General features: G+C 63.2%; 14 protein-coding genes, 1 tRNA gene and 3 pseudogenes. 5 read left to right on the plus strand and 13 right to left on the minus strand.

What is annotated here, in order from left to right; translation table 11 throughout:
• Positions 1-237 precede the first annotated feature (237 nt).
• Positions 238-3045, minus strand: coding sequence for a MobF family relaxase (mobF, locus tag QN239_RS24255; protein WP_499014319.1), 2808 nt, complete (start codon positions 3043-3045; stop codon positions 238-240).
• 555 nt (positions 3046-3600) lie between these two features.
• Here mobF and QN239_RS24260 point away from each other — a divergent pair.
• Together QN239_RS24260 and QN239_RS24265 are read left to right on the plus strand one after the other, a co-directional pair.
• A pseudogene (locus tag QN239_RS24260) lies at positions 3601-3920 on the plus strand (XRE family transcriptional regulator).
• 310 nt (positions 3921-4230) lie between these two features.
• Positions 4231-5220: a hypothetical protein gene (locus QN239_RS24265; RefSeq protein ID WP_499014320.1), complete on the plus strand. Its 990-nt coding sequence runs from the start codon at positions 4231-4233 to the stop codon at positions 5218-5220.
• A gap of 326 nt (positions 5221-5546) precedes the next feature.
• On the opposite strand, the gene QN239_RS24270 is transcribed toward QN239_RS24265, so the two are convergent.
• The 10 genes and pseudogenes from QN239_RS24270 to QN239_RS24315 all read right to left on the minus strand — a co-directional run bounded on the left by QN239_RS24270 (position 5547) and on the right by QN239_RS24315 (position 15585).
• Positions 5547-5942, minus strand: coding sequence for a hypothetical protein (locus QN239_RS24270; RefSeq protein ID WP_499014322.1), 396 nt, complete (start codon positions 5940-5942; stop codon positions 5547-5549).
• Positions 5943-6087: 145 nt separating this feature from the next.
• The gene (locus tag QN239_RS24275) at positions 6088-6564 is read right to left on the minus strand and encodes a hypothetical protein (RefSeq protein ID WP_499014324.1); all 477 of its coding nucleotides are present in this window, start codon (positions 6562-6564) and stop codon (positions 6088-6090) included.
• Between the two features lie 291 nt (positions 6565-6855).
• Complete coding sequence (locus QN239_RS24280; protein ID WP_499014326.1) at positions 6856-7971, minus strand: PD-(D/E)XK nuclease domain-containing protein; 1116 nt, start codon at positions 7969-7971, stop codon at positions 6856-6858.
• On the minus strand, positions 7971-8663 hold the full coding sequence (locus QN239_RS24285; RefSeq protein WP_499014328.1) for a metallophosphoesterase: 693 nt from the start codon (positions 8661-8663) through the stop codon (positions 7971-7973). The genes QN239_RS24280 and QN239_RS24285 overlap by 1 nt, the downstream gene beginning before the upstream one ends.
• A gap of 2 nt (positions 8664-8665) precedes the next feature.
• Complete coding sequence (locus tag QN239_RS24290; protein ID WP_499017037.1) at positions 8666-9235, minus strand: hypothetical protein; 570 nt, start codon at positions 9233-9235, stop codon at positions 8666-8668.
• A gap of 33 nt (positions 9236-9268) precedes the next feature.
• Positions 9269-9409 (minus strand): annotated as a pseudogene (locus tag QN239_RS24295) (nucleotidyltransferase domain-containing protein); the annotation flags it as partial.
• 330 nt (positions 9410-9739) lie between these two features.
• Positions 9740-9816 (minus strand) — tRNA-Met (locus tag QN239_RS24300).
• A 51-nt stretch (positions 9817-9867) separates the two neighbouring features.
• Entirely contained in the window at positions 9868-11277 is a 1410-nt protein-coding gene (locus QN239_RS24305; protein WP_499014330.1) for an FAD-binding oxidoreductase, read from the minus strand.
• A 165-nt stretch (positions 11278-11442) separates the two neighbouring features.
• The gene (locus QN239_RS24310) at positions 11443-14442 is read right to left on the minus strand and encodes a UPF0182 family protein (protein ID WP_499014331.1); all 3000 of its coding nucleotides are present in this window, start codon (positions 14440-14442) and stop codon (positions 11443-11445) included.
• A gap of 102 nt (positions 14443-14544) precedes the next feature.
• On the minus strand, positions 14545-15585 hold the full coding sequence (locus tag QN239_RS24315) for a YlbL family protein (RefSeq protein ID WP_499014333.1): 1041 nt from the start codon (positions 15583-15585) through the stop codon (positions 14545-14547).
• An 81-nt stretch (positions 15586-15666) separates the two neighbouring features.
• On the opposite strand from QN239_RS24315, the gene QN239_RS24320 reads away from it, so the two are divergent.
• The 3 genes and pseudogenes from QN239_RS24320 to QN239_RS24330 all read left to right on the plus strand — a co-directional run bounded on the left by QN239_RS24320 (position 15667) and on the right by QN239_RS24330 (position 19290).
• Positions 15667-17022, plus strand: coding sequence for a zinc-dependent metalloprotease (locus QN239_RS24320; protein ID WP_499014342.1), 1356 nt, complete (start codon positions 15667-15669; stop codon positions 17020-17022).
• A gap of 35 nt (positions 17023-17057) precedes the next feature.
• Positions 17058-17909, plus strand: a complete 852-nt coding sequence (locus QN239_RS24325; protein WP_499014344.1) for a bacteriocin biosynthesis cyclodehydratase domain-containing protein — start codon at positions 17058-17060, stop codon at positions 17907-17909.
• 42 nt (positions 17910-17951) lie between these two features.
• Positions 17952-19290: pseudogene (locus tag QN239_RS24330) on the plus strand (macrolide-binding ATPase MABP-1).
• Positions 19291-19313: 23 nt separating this feature from the next.
• On the opposite strand, the gene QN239_RS24335 reads toward QN239_RS24330, so the two are convergent.
• Positions 19314-19592, minus strand: coding sequence for a WhiB family transcriptional regulator (locus QN239_RS24335; protein WP_090355590.1), 279 nt, complete (start codon positions 19590-19592; stop codon positions 19314-19316).
• 154 nt (positions 19593-19746) lie between these two features.
• Positions 19747-19956, minus strand: coding sequence for a hypothetical protein (locus QN239_RS24340; protein ID WP_499014346.1), 210 nt, complete (start codon positions 19954-19956; stop codon positions 19747-19749).
• Positions 19957-20054: the final 98 nt, after the last annotated feature.

A 20054-nucleotide genomic window follows, 5' to 3' on the forward strand; every position in this document is an offset into this window, starting at 1 on the left:
AACAACATCGGAGGTGCGCACTGACGGTGGCCAGAGACAACGAAGAACAGGCCCGAGAGTTCACCCTGATGACCTTGGCAAACCCGGCATGAAGAGGGTCCAAAACCCACGAAAGGAGCCCATGCCACTGCCACGCCCACGCAGGAACGGCGGCGTCCTCGGTACTCTCCAACCGTATTCGGCGGGTCGCACCGGCGGCACCGACGCAACATGATTCGACAGCTCCCAAAGTCCCGGTCAAAGTTCGACTCCGTAGTCTGAGCTGCGGTCTCGGCTCCTGTTAGCGCTGCGTTCATGGGCGCGGTCTACGTCGATCGACCTCGCCTCGTAATCCGTGAGCCACGCGCGGTAACCGGCCGCGCGACGGCCCACCATTTCGGCATGCTGCGCTCGCATTGAGCGGAGACCGGCAGGTAGCGCCGCCTGCGAGGTCTGGGCTGTGTAGGCGTGGGCGGTGACGTCCGGCTGATCATTGGTGAGAACCCTGCGCACGAGATCAGTAGCATCCAGTCCATCACCTCGGGCGGGAAGGCGCGCGCCTGCGGACTCTGAGTGATCAAGCTCCTGTCCCTCGGCCACGCGCTGAAAGATGTGTACCGAGTTGGCTTGTCGCCCACGGGTCATCGCCACATAGAGCAGTCTGCGGGTGGCGTTCTCACCTATGACGGCGTGGGTGGTGTCGGCGGTGACACCTTGGGCGGAGTGCACGGTGAGCGCGTAGCCGTAGGTGACGTGTGTGCGGGTGTAGTCGGTGGGGAAAATCGTGTAGGCGTTGTCGTCGAGGCGGCGAGCGAGAACCTGTTGATGACCGGTGTGCACCTTCTCCACCTGCCAGCGTTGCCCGTTGCGGATCGGCCCGGGCTCCACCGACTGACTCTCGCGGTAACGCAGCGGGATCGACGCATCGTTCTGCCGCGTGAGGATGAGATCCCCTACCGCGAGCCGATGCCCACGCGCGCCGGCCACCGTTTCCGCGTCCGCGGCGACGGTCTCGTGGTGCAGCCGCCAGTTGAGGGCATCGGCCATTTCCTTGGTGTCGCAAAGCAGGAGCGCGTCCTTGCCTGCGGCGATGTCCTTCTTGTACGCGGCCACGGCCTCTGCGGCCATGGTGACCTCATCGCCACAGTGCAGGCGATCATGCTGGCGGTACCACTCCACTGCGCGACTCACCGCCTTTTGATCACCGTCGCGCAGCGCCAACGACGCAGTCCATTCCTCTAGATCGTGCATCCGCCACACCTCGGACAGGTGCTGGGTCCACGGCAGGTCCTCGCAGAGTTGGGCGAACATTCCCCCGCGCGCTTTCACCGGCGCCAACTGGCGCGGGTCACCGACCAGGATGGTTTTCGCGCCGGCCTGGGTGGTGGCGGTCAGCAGCCGGCGTAGGTCGCTGGTGCCGTCCATGGCGGCCTCATCGACGATCACCAGGCTGAAACGGTCCAACTCCAGCTGTTTGTCGTCGAGCAGTTGGAGTGCTTTGGCGACGGTGTAGCCCTGATTCCCCGCCCCTTCGCGCAGTGCCACATCGACGGCCTTGCCGGTCGGGGCAAGCACGATCGCGGTTCCCCGCGCGACTCCGTGCGCAGCGCCCGCGAGGGTGCGCAGGCAGGTGGTCTTGCCCGCGCCCGCAGGCGCAGTCAACGGCTGCACCAGCCATGGCGAGCGCGCGATCTCGGTCACCGCGGCGCGCTGATCCGCAGACAACCCCGCGGTGTCCCGCGCGGGCAGCCACAACTGCGCACGGTCGTTGCGCGCGTCCACTAACTCCATGACCGCGGTTTCCTCGGCCAGGGTGGCGTCGAGGGTGAACTTTTCGTGGCCTTCGCGTTGGTGTGCCGCGCGCGGCGCGGACAACCGCACAATGACCGCGTCCACCGCGGCCTCCACCATTTTCCGAGGTGAGAGCTCCGAATCCACCGGCACCTGCGCCCCCAGGACCTCGATGAGATCGGCCCGGATGAAAGTTGCTTTGTCGATCTTTTCCGCGGCCGCGAGCACCCGCGCGCGGTCAAACGCGGTCCGCGCATGTGCGCGCCGCGCAGCGCGGGCTGCGAGAAACTGCGCGCGGTCAATTTCCATCCCACGCGGATCCACGCGCCACTGCTCCACCAAAACACTCCACGCCAACTCCTCCGGTTTGGTCGGCCGGGTCGCTTTCTGCGCGGTACCGAGCTGCGCCGCCGACCACGCGCCGTCCTCCCCTTGCTCCAGGTGCCCGGCCGCCCAGTCCCGCAACTGCGACGAGCGCCGCGACCACGCCGTGATCGTCTCGCGAGACATCCCGGCCAGCTCCGCCATCCCCGTGCCGGGGTCGACCTGCTCCCACTCGAACCCCAATGACCGCTGCAGCTCGCGGCGCAGGGTGGCCTGGTAGATCACGCCCGCCGCTTTCGCCTCATGAAACAGCGACGTCCCATCCAACGACACCAACCGTCCATCAGCCCGGGCTTGGCGGTTGGGCACGATCACGTGGGTGTGCAGGTGCGGATCCCCACACCGACTGGTCTCATGCTGATAGGCGATCCCCACGATCCCGGGCAGCCGTTGCAGGTCCTTCTCCCCCGTCACCGGATTGTGGACGCGCGTGTAACCGACATGCTGGGCCAGATACTCCATCGCCTCACTGATCGCGGTGGCGTGCGCGTAGGCGATCCCCTTCTGCACCACATCATCACCGCGCAGCACGCGTAGCAGCGACACACTCTTGGGCGCGGCGAACGTCAGATCGAAACCATGCACACCGCGGGTCCCGAAGGTGCGCCCCATCGCGCCGTTCGGGGCGATCCCGTCATCGAGCCACCGCCCCACCACCGCCGAATCCGCTTGCCCGCCGCCACGCTGGAAATCACTGAGCCCAGCCAGCGTCGCCGCCGTGCGGGCGTCCCCGGCGAATATCCAGATTGGGGTGCGGGTGTCGTGTTCCGAGTAGTACTCCCCCAGCCCGCCACCGGCAGCGCTCGCGTCCCGGCTGGCGCGCGCGGCGGTGTCCGCGGTGTCGATGTAGTAGCTGATCGACCACGCCTTGAGCTTCGAGATTGTCAACATTCGCCGATCCATCCACAGATCGAGGTGTTGACGCTGACTGCGCCACAACCATTCTCGCACCTTGCGCAAATGTGCCAAGCAGTATTTGGAAGTTGGGACGAATGAGATGCGACGGTGGAAGTGTAACGGGGCCAGCTGTTTTGGTATGTGATGAGAAGCCTGTGAGCGATGGCGAAGGCGGTGAGGAGAGGTCACAGGATTCAGGGTTCGCGATTGGATGACACGTGGCTGTTGGGATCTCGCGTTCGGGCGCAGCGCTGCCAAATCGCGTCGAGACGGTGTGAGAAATTAGCGTCGGAAGTGTCGGTGGAGAGACTTACAGTTGTGTTAGTCGGCTCGATGGATACGACACCGGGGCGATCATTTCGCTCCTCGCGGCGCCAGTAGCCGGGGCTTCAATCACACACAGCGCCTGCCCGGCATCGTATTTCTCCCGATCGCAGGACCACGTTCGAAGGGTGGTGAATCAAGATGGAAGACAGCGTGTTCGACAACCTTCCACTCCTGCTTGCGGTTCCTCGCGCAGCAGAGTTACTGGGAATCAATACGAGGACGATGGCACGACACTGGCGTGAGATCCGCGCCGAGGCAGTTGCTTCGGGGAGTATCGACCCGGCGCAGGCCGATGCCGCGCGTAAAAAGATGCACGACGCCGTTCAGGCGCAGCGCCTCGCCGACATCCGTAAAGCCCATCACGCACGGCAGGCCGACGTCGCCGCTCTCATGGGTGTGTCGCAGGCCTGGGTGTCGAAGTTGGAGGCTGGCGATCTGTCGCATACCGAGTTAGAGACACTGCAATCGTATGTCGCGGCCCTGGGGGGCATCTCCGTATCGTGGCGGAATTCGGCGAGAGAACCATGGAACTGACAGCATGAGGTCAAGACCTTCAAGCCCCCGCCCTGGACGGACGGGCATGGACTGATCCGCGGTCGGCGGCGGTTAAGAAAGGGCGGAAGGCGATCGCGACCGAAATTGAGCGGCCCAAGTTCGTTCCAACGCCGAGTGGCAGGGTGTGACTCTGCGCTTCCACGAAATGCCCCCGGTGGTAACCCAAGATAGCCACTAAGCCGAAGGTATTCGCATAGAATGCTGACGCGATTTGGCTGCGGACACTTTGCGTTACGAGTGCGCCACGCAGGCGACTGCCTGACCACCCGCCACGCACCTGGCTGGGAGAATGGGTGCGTGAAGATCTTCGTCAGTTGGTCGAAGCCAGTGAGTCACGCAGTAGCGCGAGCGATCCATCAATGGCTACCGCTCGTGGTTACCTCCGCGCAACCGTGGGTGTCTAGCGAAGACATCGCAAAGGGAACCCTTGGTAGCCGGACCATTATGGATGAACTGGCAGGGAGCGGGCAGGGCGTCATCTGTGTCACCCGACAGAACGTCGCGGAACCGTGGTTGAACTTTGAAGCGGGTGCGCTCGCAGGCCACTCCAATTCGCGCGTACGGACGCTGCTCTTCGACCTACAACCGCGCGACATCACAGGACCGCTGTGGGACTTTCAGCACACCAATATCAACGACCGTGACGACATGTTTAAGTTTGTGAAGTCGGTGAACGAAGTGTCCGATCCAAAACTGTCTGAGCATCAGATAAGCCGACTGTTTGACGGATTTTGGCCCGAACTTGTAGCCGAGCTCGACAAGATTCGTCAGAGGCAGCAGAAGCTGGAAGTCGGACTAAATAGCGACCAGCGAAACCCAAGTGAGCTTCTAGGCGAGGTGATTGAGCGGGTACGTGCAATGGAACTGCACCAGCGCACACTCGGTGGGCGAGTCACTCGGATACTCGACCGAACGAATCAGCTCGCCGAAGGAGTCGGTGTAAAACCAGAACCGAGGTACATCGCGAACGCGGACTTCGGTATCGGCGAGATACTTTCTGTCGGGCCGAACGAAGCGACTGTCGTGTTTGGCATCGGCGGCGGTGGCCTGCGCCTCTCGCATGAGAAGCTAGCGACGTTCGCGCGATTCGAAACACGGCGTGAGGCCCGCGCAGCCTTCCCCAACGCGGCCGGCGAGTCAGATGATCTATACACCGACGACGAAGATAGTCCCGACGAAGTTTTGGGAATCCGAGCAGCAATACCACTCGATAACCACGACATCGAGCCGTGGCCCGGGTGGAACGACCTCGACACCAAAGACTCGCCGCCTCCGCCCATCCAGTAGCCGGTCATCAGTGAGCGGGCAGTTCATCACGAAAGGCAACTTCGTGCCCGGTCCAATCACCCCGGGTGTAAACGTTACCCAGCAGCAGACTCACAGAACCTAGCTGGCGCGTATGGCACGCATCACTAGGTTCGGACGGGTATTGCCGGGGACTTCAGTTGCGGCTCCCCAATAGCTTTGGCAACAATCTCCGCAAAAACCGTTGCTCGATGGCCAGTCAGTTCGAGGAAGTTCCTCAAAACGATCGCGGTGCGGCTGCGCTCGACGAGGAAATTCGCCGACGAGCTGCAGGATCTCGTCGTCCATTATGTGTGATGCAAGTGCACTCATTCCATAGCGGACTCCGCAGCACCAAGTATTCGCAGCGTCGTACTTGCAGGCATGATGGTCTGGCCCGCCAACGAAATTCGGTCCAGCCATGCCGTCCCGGCATCGGTGTGTTCAGGCTTGTCGAGTGCTCTGCGGTATTCCTGTTGCGCTGAGACTGCCGCGCTCAAGGCGTCGTTCGCGAGCCGCAACAGAGTTGTCGCGCCGCCAGGACGCACGATCACGCTCGCGCGCGGCGTCCCTATCGGCGACAGCCCGCGCCACCGCGGCGTGTCGGTCGTCGTTGGCCCGTTGTTGCGCCGCTTCGCGGTCGGCTCCGGCCCTCGAAATTTGTTGATCGGATAGTCACAACGAGCACGATCAATGCCGCGAGGAACAAAATCACTGACCCGCAAAAAGTAGAAACGTCACCCATAATGGTTGCGGAGTCATCGCTAACCGCTCACCCGACTGGCTGATACCAGGCAGCACAGGGGATTTGGGCGGCAACTCGTCGACCAGCTCATCTGCCCGCCGTCTCTCAGCCGCGGCACCGTTGAACTAATCCCACTCACAGAACAGTCCACCCGTCAGATCCATCAAAACCGGCTTACGTTGGCTTTGGCCGTCTTCCACGACAAGAGCCAAGATCTCGTGGCCATCCTCCGGATGAGGCCCGCGCACAGCGCGAATCAGTTGGACCTTGCCACCGCCGTCGGGATCGTCAACCCAGACCCCTTCCCATTTCCAAAGGTCCGTGCCGGCTACGTAGACCGGATCGCGGGATTCGTCCACGGCGGTTAGAAGGTGCATGAGATTGCCTGGCTTGGCATCCTGAGAGCCGGAATGATCCAGCGAACCGACGTAGAAGTTGATTCGGATAATGCGGTTAGGCTCGTCGTCCTCGACTGCAGTGATGGTAGCTCGATGGTATTCGACTGGACCGACGCCGTTGACCCTTAAGGGGAGAGCAATCTCGTCTCCGCTTTGCAGAAGACAAACCAGGGTCGGCCGGCTCAGCGCCATTAGTTCCGTCACGACGTAAAATTGTCCCAGGCGTCACCGACAACCTATGCACATGCCGCGCCGAATTAGTACGTTCGACGGATAGCGAGCGATCCGATACTGAGCGGCTAGCGGGCCGCAAGCCAGGCGATCGGTGTTCGGCCAAGGACGATCACACCTCTCGGCCTAACAGTAAGGCGTGATCGTCCACACAAATAGACGCATGATCACGCCGAAAGCTACGGCAATCTGCGCGGAGCCTCCCACCACGGTGGCGTAACTCGTCAACGAACTCGTTGAACGAGTCGATCTGCTGATTGCCAATTACCGGTCAACAATCACGACAGTGACCGTCATGCCTGGTTCAGAGACGTTGACTTGAAGATCATTCTCAAGACCGCGCGGATTTACTACCCAGCCACCTGGATCAAAGACAATACAAATCAAGTGGCTCACGTTAGCCAAGGACTTATAACGATCACGATCGACTAATAACTGCTCCCCGACTTCTTTATCAGTCAAATTCTGCGAAGCATGCTTCAGCTCAATTCCAATATCGTATTCCGGCAGCAAGTAGTCAATGCGACTATTCGAACCGGCATAAATAGGTGCATAAACTTCGTCACGAACATCGTCGAAAAAGAGCCTCAGCAGCGCTTTAAAGAGATACTGATCATCCCATTCATTCTCGAACTTTATCACCGCTCCACCGTGGGGGTGTTTTCGCAAACTTCGCTGGACTAGTACGAACTGCTCCGCGATGCCCACAATAACCTTGACGGCGTCCAGGCGAGCCCCTCCAAAACCGATCACCCCCGGCGAGGCCGCCGTCTTAATGGTACCATTCGCTAGCTTTTGAAGAATATCACCGATTATCTTTGCTTTGCTGGCGCATGACCTCGCGAGAGCGGACCAATCGGCGCTAGAAAATCGGTCAGCTTCATCTTTTCCTTTTAGGAACGATCTGACATCGAGATCGTTAAGATTTGCCATGCTGAGGAGGCGGCCATGTGGCGCATAATCGTCGCCAAATTCTTCGACAAGCAAATCGTCGATATCTATTCTGCGATTTGGAATGATGATATCGCCAGGTTGGTCCGTAAGATAACGCACCCGAGAAGCTAACGCATCGAAACCATATTCTGGCCTATTCATGTTCCAGTGAACAACAAGCGATTCTTGAAAAGTTGCCAAACGCGAAAAGAATCGCTTCAACAAATCCAGCTCGATATGGTCCGGCGAGATTCCCTTAGGCGCATCATTCCTACTGTATGCACTCACCTCGCGCGTACTAAGATCATAAATCGCGATACTCGCAACACCCGGCGGATGATCCTTTGGCGTCAGGATCGACTCGCACGCGTAATGCACTGCAATCACCGACTCGTTCAAAGTCAACGCACGCGTGAGCTGCTGCAAGCCATAGCCGTGATTCGCCACTACTGAACTCCCGCGCCTGCTTCGAACTGCAAGATTTCATCTCTTTCGATGTCATAGGCCGTCAAGGGTCCGTCACTAAACGTTCCGCAGCCTGTGTCCAAGCAGACTAGGTGCGAGGTTACGAAGGGTTTCCCGCCAGTTTGCACAAAATGCCCGAAAAATGTGCGGCGCTTTGGCCACGGACCAGTGTGCGTAAATATTCGCGGGTTACCATTTCCAGCTACAGCAGCGTCAGTTCGAAGCAGAATATCGGACGGATCAAAACCGGTGTGCGAAAACAGAAAATTTTCCGTCTCAAGAAAAGAAGGAAGTGACTCCAAAAAGTCGCGGTGCGATGGGTCAAATCGTTCACGAAATACAGCCACGGGATCGTCGGGGGTATCGCTGCCCAAATATGACTTGATTGTGGCTAGGCCGCCGTGAGCAGCGAAATCTTCTAGTGGCCCGCCATCAAGAAATCTGAGCAATGCTCGCTCGTGATTACCACGGAGAAATACGAATTTACCAGCCTCGCGCTCTGGGGCAGTCGACAAGATATCCAACACCACCCTACTCTGCAGGCCCCGGTTCACGTAATCGCCTAGGAGAATTAGCGCGCTGCTCCGCTCGCGAACTAGAAGTAGCAAGGACCGCAGCGGCTCATATTGACCGTGAATATCGCCGGCAACGATGGCATTGTCATATGTATCCATACCTACGACGGCGGTAAGGATAAGAGCGAGTAGTCGATTCTGGCGTTACCTGCGATCGCTCGTTCCAGCTGAGTGGAAACAAGCGGGTACCGCTCGATAGACCAGATAGCTATTGCTTGAAGCGTATTTGGGACATCCCTGGGTAGTGATATGTCGAGAAGCTTCACGCCGCTATCGATAAGCGACGCAAAATCCTCCACAAGCGTACTGCGGATCAGAGATGCAACCTGCGGAGCATTGGCCGAAGCGGCGGCATCCTCAAGATCAAAGATTGGCTTGCCTTGCTCTGCTGTCCGTACATATAGAGCCGACCGGACTGTAAACCTGGCGAGATTGTCGAGCAGCGGGCGATACTGCGCAGCATCGAACTTGGACATCGCTTCAAGGAGCAGACGCAACTCTGTCTTGAGTCCAGCGTAAGAGGATGGCTCCTGATACGCAGCGAGTGCATCTGAGACCGCGCCGTTGGGATCGGACAGCACTATGCCCTCGTCGACGAGATGCCGAACAAATAGGCTGCCCCTCGCCGCCATATTCGTCAGGTGGTCCACGGTGTAAGCGGTCACATTCATCGATCCAGCGGAGTACGACCTTGGGTGTCCTTCGACTAGTTTGAGGACATCTACGTCGCTGTCCGCGCGGTAAGTCCCCCTTGCCCGACTCCCGTACAGAACTACGCCCCGGTTCTGCCAACCGACCTCTGACAGCACCTGCGTTGCTAGGTCTGTCGCATGCGCAATGGTCACGCGAAGCCCCCTTCGACTCTTGCCGTCAATCTAGCCGACACGACTGACAAATCGCTGCTTCGACGCTCGCTTTTTGAGGTGCCTCGCCCTGACGAACGGGCCATACGAGCGGTCCGACGCCCTGATCGGATAGATATCTGCAACCGAACCCGTGCACGCACAGACACGCCCTATCCGTCCCTGCCGAGGGCTGCGCTTATCGCGCCTAGCATCCCGTCCTGTCGGCCCCACAGCGCGAGCACTCGATCGTTACCAAGGCTAATGTTCCCAAAAGTGTTCCCAAACGGCATGAAAATGGCCCCCGGAGATGTCTCCGGGGGCCATTTCAACTGGTAGCGGGGACAGGATTCGAACCTGCGACCTCTGGGTTATGAGCCCAGCGAGCTACCGAGCTGCTCCACCCCGCGTTGGTGAATACAACGTTACAGAAGGGGTGCGTGCGAATCCAAATCGAGTGCTCAGAGGCTCTTTTCGGGCAGTTCTGGGGCTGGGTGACGCACCACTTGACCTGTCCGGAACACACCGTCGGGGTCATACCGGTCAGCGAGGGCGGCCAGCCAGTGCCGGGTGTCCTCGTCGTACACCCGCGCCATCCGCGCAGGATCGGCCGACGGCGCGAAATTCGGCATCAGGCCACCGGTCGACCACGGCGCCAGTGCCCGCCCCAGCGCGCCGGCCTGGGCAGGCACCAGCTGCGCGGTGGGGCCGGCGAGCACGCCGATGGTGGTGACCGCGTAGGCGGCGTTTCGGTGGCAGAACGCGCTGCTGTGCTCGGCCTGCCGGGCGAATGCTCCGCCGAGCATCCGCACCTCGACGATGGTCTGCACCGACGCCGATCCCGGCCCGGCCGCGGCGAGCACAATGTCGACCGCATCGGCGGTGAGCTCGCGCAACAACGTCTGCTCCTCGTGCACCGGCATGGGGTCGACCGGATCCGCGTGTACCGCTGCGATCGCCGCATAGGGCTGGACTTCGACGGTGTCGAGGACCGGTGTTCCGGCAGCCCGGATCGGATCCAGCAGCGTTGCCGCTTCGGCGAAGTCGTCGAGGGCTGCGTAGCGCACCGCAACTGTCAAGCGGCCGGCCAGTGGTTCCGGCACGCCGGGCAGCGGCGGCAGATGCTGCAGCGCAATCGAAGTGTTGACATTCTCGGGCAACGTGGCACACCAGTCGCGCCATGCCCGCAGTACCGTAGCGGCCTCGTCGCCATCGAAATAGACGGCGCCGCCGTAGAATTCGGGAATCGGCAGGAGCTCGATCTCCACCGCGGTGACGATCCCCACTGTCGCCTTCCCGCCGCGCAGTCCCCAGAACAGTTCGGCGTGCTCGTCGGGGGTCACGTGCAACAGTTCCCCCGCACCGGTGACCACATCGAAGGATCGCACGTAGTCGGAGGACACCCCGACGCTGCGCGCCAGCGGTCCGACACCGCCGCCGGTGAGGAATCCCACCACCCCGACACCGGTCGACGATCCGCATAGCGGCGCAAGGCCATAAGGCGCAGCGGCATCGATCACCTGCTGCCATTTCACACCCGCGGACACCCGCGCGATGCGGGCATCGGCATCGATGACGCATTCGGTCATCGCCGAGGTGAGTACCAGAATGGCGTCCTGCCCGATCGGGATGGCCCCGTGACCGGTCGCCTGCACGGTGACCCGCCGGCCGCACCCGGCGGCAAAGCGGACCGCCTCGGCCACGTGGTGCGGTTCGGTGGCGAAGACCACCGCCGCCGGCTGCACCTGCGCGGCCACATTCCACGGGGTGCAGCGTTCGTAGCCGGGCTCTCCGGGCAACGCGACCAGCGCACTGACGTGGTCGGGCAGCGTGGACAGAACATCATCGCCGACAGTTTCGGCCAGGGTCATCGGAGTCCTTTCAACCATGCACGTATGACAGGCGAAAAGAATGGACGAACCCACTTGAGATCTTCTTGGAACGCATTCCAAGTACGCGGGCGACGCGTTTGTGCGGTCTCATACGCTCGCACCGGCGAGTGACGTATGAAACCGCACAAACGCGGCTACATCGAGCTACTTGGCCTCTCGATACTTGTTCATCGCGTCGTCGAGCCTCTGCAACGCCGCACCGTAGTCGGCGAAGTTGCCGGTGTGCTGCGCCTGCTGCACCGCATCCAGCGCGCTGTTGACGTCCTGCAGCGCAGCGGCTTTGGCGGTCGACAGCTGGACGCCACCACCGGGGATGGCGCCGACCGGCACCGGGACCTCGGGCGCCTGGCCCTGCTGCGGCGGCGTGGCCGGGGTCTGCGCCGCAGGCGGCGACGCGGGCGGCTTGGCGCCCGGGACGTCGGTCGGCGCCGGCCCGGTGGCCGTGGCGGCCGCGCCGGGACCGAAGATCTCGGTGAGCGCATCGCCGACGGTCGGGCCGTACCCGACCTTGTCGTTGTACATCATCGCGACCCGGATCAGGCGCGGGTATGACGATGCGGCGTCACTGGCGCCCGGCGAGGCGTACACCGGCGCCACGTAGAGCAGGCCGCCCTCACTGACCGGCAGCGTCAGCAGATTGCCCCACCGGATCCGGTTCTGGTTGTCCCGGCCGATGACACCGAGGTCCTGACTGACCGCGGTATCGGTACTGATGGCGTTGAACGCCAGCTTCGGACCGTTGACCTGACCCGGGATGGTGAGCACGGTGATCTTGCCGTACGTCTGCGGGTCGGAACTGGCGCTGATATAGGCAGCCAGGAAGTCGCGACGGAACCGGTTCATCGCACTGGTCAGCTGGAACGACGCCGAATTGTCATTCTGTGCAATGTCTTTGGCAACGATGTAATACGGCGGCTGGTAGCTGCTGGCGGTCGGGTTGGGATCCAGCGGCACGTCCCAGAAATCCGACGTGGAGAAGAACGTCACCGGATCGTTGACGTGGTAGCGGGCCAGCAGTTGGCGCTGCACCTTGAACAGATCCTCGGGGTAGCGCAGGTGCTCCCGCAGCTCCGGAGACATCTCACTCTTGGGCTTCACCGTGTTCGGGAACACCGACATCCACGCCTTGAGCACCGGATCGTTCTCGTCCTGCGCATACAGCGTCACGGTGCCGTCATAAGCGTCGACGGTGGCCTTCACCGAGTTACGGATGTAAGACACCTGCTTGTCCGGAAGCAGCCGGTTGACCGCCACCTCATTGGAGTCGATGGTGGCGCTGGACAGCGAGGTCAGCTCCGAATACGGGTAGTTGTCCAGCGTGGTGTAGCCGTCGACGATCCACACCATCCGCTTGTTGACGATGGCCGGGTACACCCCGTTGTCGGTGGTGAGCCAGGGCGCCACCGCCTCGACACGCTCGGACGGATCCCGGTTGAACAGGATCTTGCTGTTGGAGCCGATCACGTTGGAGAACAGGAAGTTCCGCTCGGCGAACTTCGCCGCGAACACGCTGCGCGCCAGCCAGTTGCCGATCGGGACGCCACCACCACCGGTGTAGGTGTAGTTCTTGGTCTCGGTGTTGGTCTCGTAGTCGTATTCGCGGTCACCGCCGTTGCGGCCGACGATCGCGTAATCGCCAGGTGCGCTGGCGATCACCGGGCCGTAGTAGATCCGCGGCTGATCCAGCGGCGCGGGACCGGGCGAGACCACGCTGCCGTTGGCGCCGACCACGCTGGCCAGGAACTCCGGGTAGCCGCCGTTCTGGTTGGGGTCGTTGGCGACCCCGCGCACGGTGTTGGCGGGCGAGGCGATGAAACCGTTTCCGTGGGTGTACACGGTGTGCCGGTTGATCCAGTCCCGCTGATTGTCGATCAGCCGTTCCGGGTTGAGTTCGCGTGCGGCGACGACGAAGTCGCGCAGGTTGCCGTCGGGCCCGTTGTAGCGGTCCATGGCCAGCTGCTCGGGGAAACTGTAGAAGTTCTTGCCCTGCTGGAACTGGGTGAACGCCGGGCTGACGATGGTGGGGTCCAGCAGCCGGATGTTCGACGTCGTCGCGCGGTCGGCCGCCACCTGCTGGGCGGTCGTCGCGGCGTTGCCGCTGTAATCGCGGTAGGTGACGGTCTGATCGGTCAGACCGTAGGCCTGTCTGGTCGCGGTGATACTTCGGCTGATGTATTCGCTTTCCTTCTGCGCCGCATTCGGTTTGACGCTGAACTGCTCGACGATCATCGGCCAGCCCGCGCCGATGATCAGCGAGGACAGCAGCAACAGCACCAGCCCGATGGCGGGGATACGCAGGTCACGCAGCACCAGGGCGGAGAACACCGCGGCCGCGCAGATCAGCGCGATGGCCAGCAGGATCAGCTTGGCCGGCAACACGGCATTGATATCGGTGTAGCCGGCACCGGTGAACGGCTTGCCACCGCGGGTGTTGCTGAGCAGCTCATAGCGGTCCAGCCAGTAGGCCGCGGCCTTGAACAAGACCAGCGTGCCGACCAACGACACCAGTTGGATGCGCGCAGCCCGGCTGAGCACCCCGGCGCGGCCGGACAGCCGGATTCCACCGAACAGGTAGTGCGTCACCAGGTTCGCCAGGAACGCGATGAACACACCGGTCATCAGCAAGTCCAGCAACCACCGGTAGAACGGCAGATCGAAAGCGTAGAAACCGAGATCGCGGCCGAACTGCGGATCGGTGACGCCGAAATCGCCACCGTGCAGGAACATCTGCACGATCGTCCAGGAGTTCCAGGCGAAGACGGCCGCTCCGAGGCCGATGATCACCGGGACGCCGATGCCGAAGAGCCGCAGCCGGCTCATCACCGTGGTGCGGTACCGCGCCACCGGGTCGTTGGGCCCGTTGGAGGGCACGAACACCGGCCGGGTGCGGTAGGCCAGCGTCATCCCGGCGAACACCAACGCACCGATCAAGACAGCGGCCGCCAGGGCCAGCACGATCTCGGTGAACAGCCTCGTGGTGAAGACCGACCGGTAGCCCAGCTCGCCGAACCAGAGCCAGTCGACGTAGGTGTCGATGATCCGGGGTCCCACCAACAGCAGCAGGACGACGGCCAGGGCCACCCCGATGAGGATTCGGCTACGTCGTGTCAGCTTCGGCATTCGCGCCGCGGGCCGCATACCCACTCGTCAACTCCAGTCTGTGGTTCATGCTGATCGGGTGGCCGCCGCCACCGGAAGGGCCGCCACAACTGCAATAACTCTACGCATGGCCTGCCAAGCGCACTCTCAGCAACGCGGCGGTTCGCCACCGGCAGAAATGGTGTGCAAGGCGTCGACGGCCGTGGTGAGCGTATCGACCTTGACCAGGGTCAGCCGGTCGTCGCGCGCCGTCAGTGCCTCGGCGCAGTTGTCCGCCGGCACCAGAAACACGGTCGCCCCGGCCTCCTGCGCGGCCATCATCTTGTGGGTGATACCGCCGATCGACCCGACGACACCGTCGGCACTGATCGTGCCCGTGCCCGCGACGAACTTCCCGTCGTTGAGATCGCCGGTGGTGAGTTTGTCGATGACGGCGAGGCTGAACATCAACCCGGCCGACGGCCCGCCGATATTGGCGAGGTTGAACTCGATGTCGAAGGGAGCCCAGGGTGCATCCAGCACGCCGATGCCCAGGAATCCGTGATCGCGGTCGGGATTGGAGCCCAGGGTGACGGTGACGGTGCCGGCGGGCTGATTCTTCCGCCGGTAGTCGATCACCATCTGGTCCCCCGGCTTCGTGCTCTTCACGATCGCCTGGAATGCCTCCATGTTCGGCACCTCGACATTGTTGACCATGTCGATCGCGTCACCGGCCTTCAACTTGCCCGCCGACGGCCCGGGATCGGTCACCGATTCGACCGTCACCGCCTTCGGGTACTTCAGATACGACAGTGCCGCGTACTCGGCGTTGTCCTCCGAAGCCTTGAAGTCGTTGGTGTTGGCCTTGTCGATATCGTCCTTCGACTTGTCCGGCGGGTACACCAGCTCGCGCGGCACCAGCTGATCGCGTCCGGACATCCACAACGCCAGCGCCTCACCGAGGGTCAGCCCGTCCCGCTGCGACACCGTGGTCATGTTCAGATGCCCGGAGGTGGGATGCACGATGGAGCCGGCCGTGCTGTCGGTGCTCTTGATGTCGACGACCTGCTTGCCGTCCACCTCACCGAGGGTGTTGAAGGTCGGGCCCGGGCCCAGCGACACATAAGGGACCGTCACCAACGACAGCAGTACGCCGAACGCCACGATCGGCACCAGCGCGACCACCAGCGTCATAATCCGCCTGTTCACGCCGCCCACAGTAGAGCGCGTTCACCCACAGCGTGACCCGCGGCCCCACGGTGATCGCCAGGTATGAGTACCGTTGAAGCCATGGCTGACCTGCCCTTCGGCTTCTCCCACGGGGACGACCCCGACCGTGACAAGCGCAAAGAAAACCCCGGCCAGGGGTCTGGCGCGGACCCGTTCGGACTGGGCGGGGCCGGATTCGACATGGCCGATCTGGGCCAGATCTTCACCAAGCTCGGCGAAATGTTCAGCGGCGCAGGCAATGTGACGGGCACTGGCCAGCAGGCCGGTCCGGTGAACTACGACCTTGCCCGTCAGCTGGCCTCCAGCTCCATCGGATTCGTCGCCCCGGTGTCGGAGAAGACGAGCTCCGCGATCACCGACGCCGTACACCTGGCCGAGACGTGGCTCGACGGTGTGACGGCGCTGCCCGCCGGCACCACGAAGGCCGTGGCCTGGACCCCGACCGACTGGATCGACAACACGCTGAACACCTGGAAGCGGCTGTGCGATCCGGTCGCCGAACAGATCTCGACGGTGTGGGCGTCGGCGCTGCCCGAGGAAGCCAAGGCCATGGCGGGCCCGCTGCTGGCGATGATGTCGCAGATGGGCGGCATGGCGTTCGGCAGCCAGCTCGGCCAGGCGCTGGGCAAACTGTCCAAGGAGGTCCTAACCTCGACGGATATCGGCCTGCCGCTGGGCCCCAAGGGTGTCGCCGCGCTGCTGCCCGAGGCTGTCGAATCCCTGTCCGAGGGACTGGAACAGCCCCGCAGCGAGGTGCTGACGTTCCTGGCCGCCCGCGAGGCCGCCCATCACCGCCTGTTCAGCCATGTGCCGTGGCTGTCCAGTCAGCTGCTGAGCGCCGTCGAAGCGTTCGCCAAGGGCATGAAGATCGACATGAGCGGGATCGAGGACATGGCCAGCGGGCTCAACCCGGCCATGCTCGCCGACCCGTCGGCCATGGAGCAGCTGCTCAGTCAGGGCATGTTCGAGCCCAAGGCCACCCCAGAACAAGTCGCGACGCTGGAACGGCTGGAAACCCTGCTGGCCCTCGTCGAGGGCTGGGTGCAGACGGTGGTGACCGCGGCCCTTGGCGACCGCATCCCCGGCACGGCCGCCCTGTCGGAGACACTGCGTCGCCGGCGCGCGACCGGTGGACCCGCCGAACAGACCTTCGCCACCCTGGTCGGACTGGAGTTGCGACCCCGCAAGATGCGCGAGGCGGCGGCGCTGTGGGAGAAGCTGACTGAGGCGGTCGGGCCCGACGCGCGCGATGCCGTCTGGCAGCACCCCGATCTGTTACCCGGAGCCGACGATCTCGATGAGCCGGCCGCCTTCATCGACCGGGCCATCGGCGGCGACACCACGGGCATCGATCAGGCCTTGGCCGAGCTCGAAGACGAAGGGAAACAAGGCCCCGAGGGCCCTGTGAATAACTGACGCGACCGGGCTTCCGGCCGTGGCACAGTCGATACATGAGGCGCTACCTGCTGAATCCGTCGATGCCGGTGCTGCTGCGACCCGATGACACGGTGCAGGTGGGGTGGGATCCGCGCCGGGCGGTGGTGGTACACCCGCCGGCCGGCCTGACCTCTACCTCGCTGGCCGCCCTGCTGCGCCGAATGCAGACAGCCTCGACCGTGGCCGAGCTGTGCGATTGCGCACGACAGCTCGGGGCGCCCGAGTCCGCCGGCCCCACGGTGGTGACCGAGCTGCTCGGTGTCCTGGAACAGGCGGGTGTGCTCACCACCGGCCAACGCGCCGGACGGTCGGTGACCATCCGCATCCACGGCCGCGGTCCGTTGTCGGACCTCCTGGCCGGCGCCCTCAAATGCTCGGGAACCCGCGTCACCCAGAGCAGTCAGCCCCACGCCGTCGTGACCACCGACCGCGCCGACCTGGTGGTGCTCACCGACGCCCTGGTCGCCGATCCCCGCGTGGTGCGCGATCTGCACGCGGCTGAGGTTCCACACCTGCCGGTTCGGGTGCGCGACGGCACCGGGTTGGTGGGACCGCTGGTGATTCCCGGTGTGACGTCGTGTCTGTCCTGCGCCGACCGGCACCGCCGAGACCGGGACGCGGCCTGGCCCGCGGTGGCCGCCCAACTGCGTCATGCCATCGGGGCGGCGGACCGCGCCACCCTGATGGGCACCGCGGCACTGGCCCTCAACCAGGTGGACCGGGTGGTCCACGCGCTGCGCTGCGCAGGTGATCCGCTGGGCACCCCGGAACCGCCGATGACCTTGGACACCACCCTGGAATTCGACGTGGGCCGTGGCTCCGTGCTGGCCCGGCGCTGGTCCAGGCATCCGTCCTGCCCGTGCTGACCTGTGCGGATGCAGGTTCAGTGCGGGACAGACAGCGTAGTCATGGATGATGGTCAACGTGGCTGATATCAAGCGTGGAAGCGTGGCGCGCAACGCCAAGCTCGCGACCCTGCCCGTCGGCTTCGCCGGCCGCGCGGCACTCGGTTTCGGCAAGCGGCTGACCGGCAAGTCCAAGGACGAGGTCACGGCCGAGTTGATGGACAAGGCCGCCCAACAGCTGTTCACCGTGCTCGGTGAGCTCAAGGGCGGGGCGATGAAGGTGGGCCAGGCCTTGTCGGTGATGGAAGCCGCCATCCCTGAGCAGTACGGCAAGCCCTACCGCGAGGCACTGACCAAACTTCAGCGCGAGGCCCCACCGTTGCCGGCCGCCAAGGTGCACCGCGTGCTCGACGCGCAGCTGGGCACGAAATGGCGCGACCGGTTCACGTCCTTCGACGACACTCCGATCGCGTCGGCGAGCATCGGCCAGGTTCACAAAGCGGTGTGGTCCGACGGGCGCGAGGTCGCCGTGAAGATCCAGTACCCGGGTGCCGACGAGGCACTGCGCGCCGACCTGAAAACCATCCAGCGTCTGGTCAGCGTGTTCAAACAGCTCGCGCCGGGCGCCGATATCGAGGGTGTCGTCAGCGAGCTGATCGAACGCACCGAGATGGAACTGGACTACCGGCTGGAAGCCGACAACCAGCGCGCCTTCGCCAAGGCCTATGAGAACGACCCGCATTTCGCCGTACCGCACATCGTGGCCAGCGCACCCAAGGTTGTCATCGCCGAATGGATGGAAGGCATCCCGATGTCGGTGATCATCCGCGAAGGCACCCCCGAGCAGCGTGACCTGATGGGCACCCGGCTGACCGAGCTGACCTTCGGCGCACCGAAGCGCCTGGAGATGATGCACGGCGACGCGCACCCCGGCAATTTCATGCTGCTGCCCGACGGCCGGATGGGCGTCATCGACTTCGGTGCGGTGGCCCCGATGCCCGGCGGATTCCCGTCCGCGCTCGGCCGGACCATCCGGCTGGCACGCGACAAGAATTACGAAGAAGCACTGCCCGCCATGGAGGCTGCCGGTTTCATCCAGAAAGGTCAGCAGGTCTCGGCGGAAGAAGTCGACGATATGTTGCGCCAGTACGTGCAGCCCATCGAGGTCGATGTCTTCCACTATCGCCGGCGCTGGCTGCAGAAGATGGCCGCCGGCCAGATGGACAACTCGGTGGCCCAGATCAAGATGGCCCGTCAGCTCGATCTGCCGCCACAGCTGGCCATCCCGCTTCGAGTGATTGCGTCGACGATCGCCATCTGCTGTCAGCTGGACGCCCACGTGCCCGTGAAAGCGATTGCCACAGAACTGGTTCCGGGGTTCGCCGAGGACGACGCCGCCTGAGGCCAGGCGGCCTAGCTGAGAAGCTAGGCCGCCTGCCCCTCGCGGTTGTCCTTCCGCGGACGCCCACGCGGACGCTTGCGCGCCACGACGGCACCCCGCTCGAGGATCTCGCCACCCCAGACGCCCCACGGCTCCTGGCGTTCCAGCGCCTCGGCCAGGCACAGGCTGCGGATGGGGCAGTCGGCGCACAGCGCCTTGGCCTGCTCCAGTTGGATCGGGTTCTCGGCGAACCACAGGTCGGGATCCCCCCCATGGCACGGCACCGCGGGCAGTTCGAGTTCCTGGCATGTCATGTCCGACATGTCTCTCCCTATTTCCTGGTCGTTGTATCGGTGTCGGTCGTTGTTGTGGACCGGTGACCAGGGTGTTCGGGAGTTCCGAAAAGGTTTCCCAAAAACGATGGCCACGGATCCGGTGACATCGGGTCCGTGGCCTTTTCGGCGTTCTGGGGGCTACCTAGGTGGTGCCCCGCTTGACGGACGTAGATGTCGCGGCGGCGGTGCGGCGCTTGTACTGCGGGTTAACGGCAGTGAGCGCCCAACCAGCTCGATGGGCGGAGGCGACGGCGGGCATGACGGGCATGCCCGAGTGAAAGGCCGCCCCGGAGAGGACAGACATCGCCACCGCATCGGCGTGTACGCCGCTGGTTCCCTGAATGTTCAGCATGATGTCGTTCCCCTCCTTTCGATGAGTCGCACGGAATCTGGTGATCTCGAGGTTAAACGGTACCAGCCCAAACCGACAAGCGATTTTCTGACCTGCGG

The sequence above is a fragment of the Mycolicibacterium sp. Y3 genome, from assembly GCF_051188035.1.
Taxonomy (GTDB): domain Bacteria; phylum Actinomycetota; class Actinomycetes; order Mycobacteriales; family Mycobacteriaceae; genus Mycobacterium; species Mycobacterium fluoranthenivorans.

Excerpts from the sequence above, each read along its gene's own strand:
- mobF (WP_499014319.1), bottom strand. The coding sequence starts at position 3,045 with ATGTTGACAATCTCGAAGCTCAAGGCGTGGTCGATCAGCTACTACATC.
- QN239_RS24285 (WP_499014328.1), bottom strand. The coding sequence starts at position 8,663 with ATGGATACATATGACAATGCCATCGTTGCCGGCGATATTCACGGTCAA.
- QN239_RS24290 (WP_499017037.1), bottom strand. The coding sequence starts at position 9,235 with ATGAATGTGACCGCTTACACCGTGGACCACCTGACGAATATGGCGGCG.
- QN239_RS24305 (WP_499014330.1), bottom strand. The coding sequence starts at position 11,277 with ATGACCCTGGCCGAAACTGTCGGCGATGATGTTCTGTCCACGCTGCCC.
- QN239_RS24320 (WP_499014342.1), top strand. The coding sequence starts at position 15,667 with ATGGCTGACCTGCCCTTCGGCTTCTCCCACGGGGACGACCCCGACCGT.
- QN239_RS24325 (WP_499014344.1), top strand. The coding sequence starts at position 17,058 with ATGAGGCGCTACCTGCTGAATCCGTCGATGCCGGTGCTGCTGCGACCC.
- QN239_RS24335 (WP_090355590.1), bottom strand. The coding sequence starts at position 19,592 with ATGTCGGACATGACATGCCAGGAACTCGAACTGCCCGCGGTGCCGTGC.
- QN239_RS24340 (WP_499014346.1), bottom strand. The coding sequence starts at position 19,956 with ATGCTGAACATTCAGGGAACCAGCGGCGTACACGCCGATGCGGTGGCG.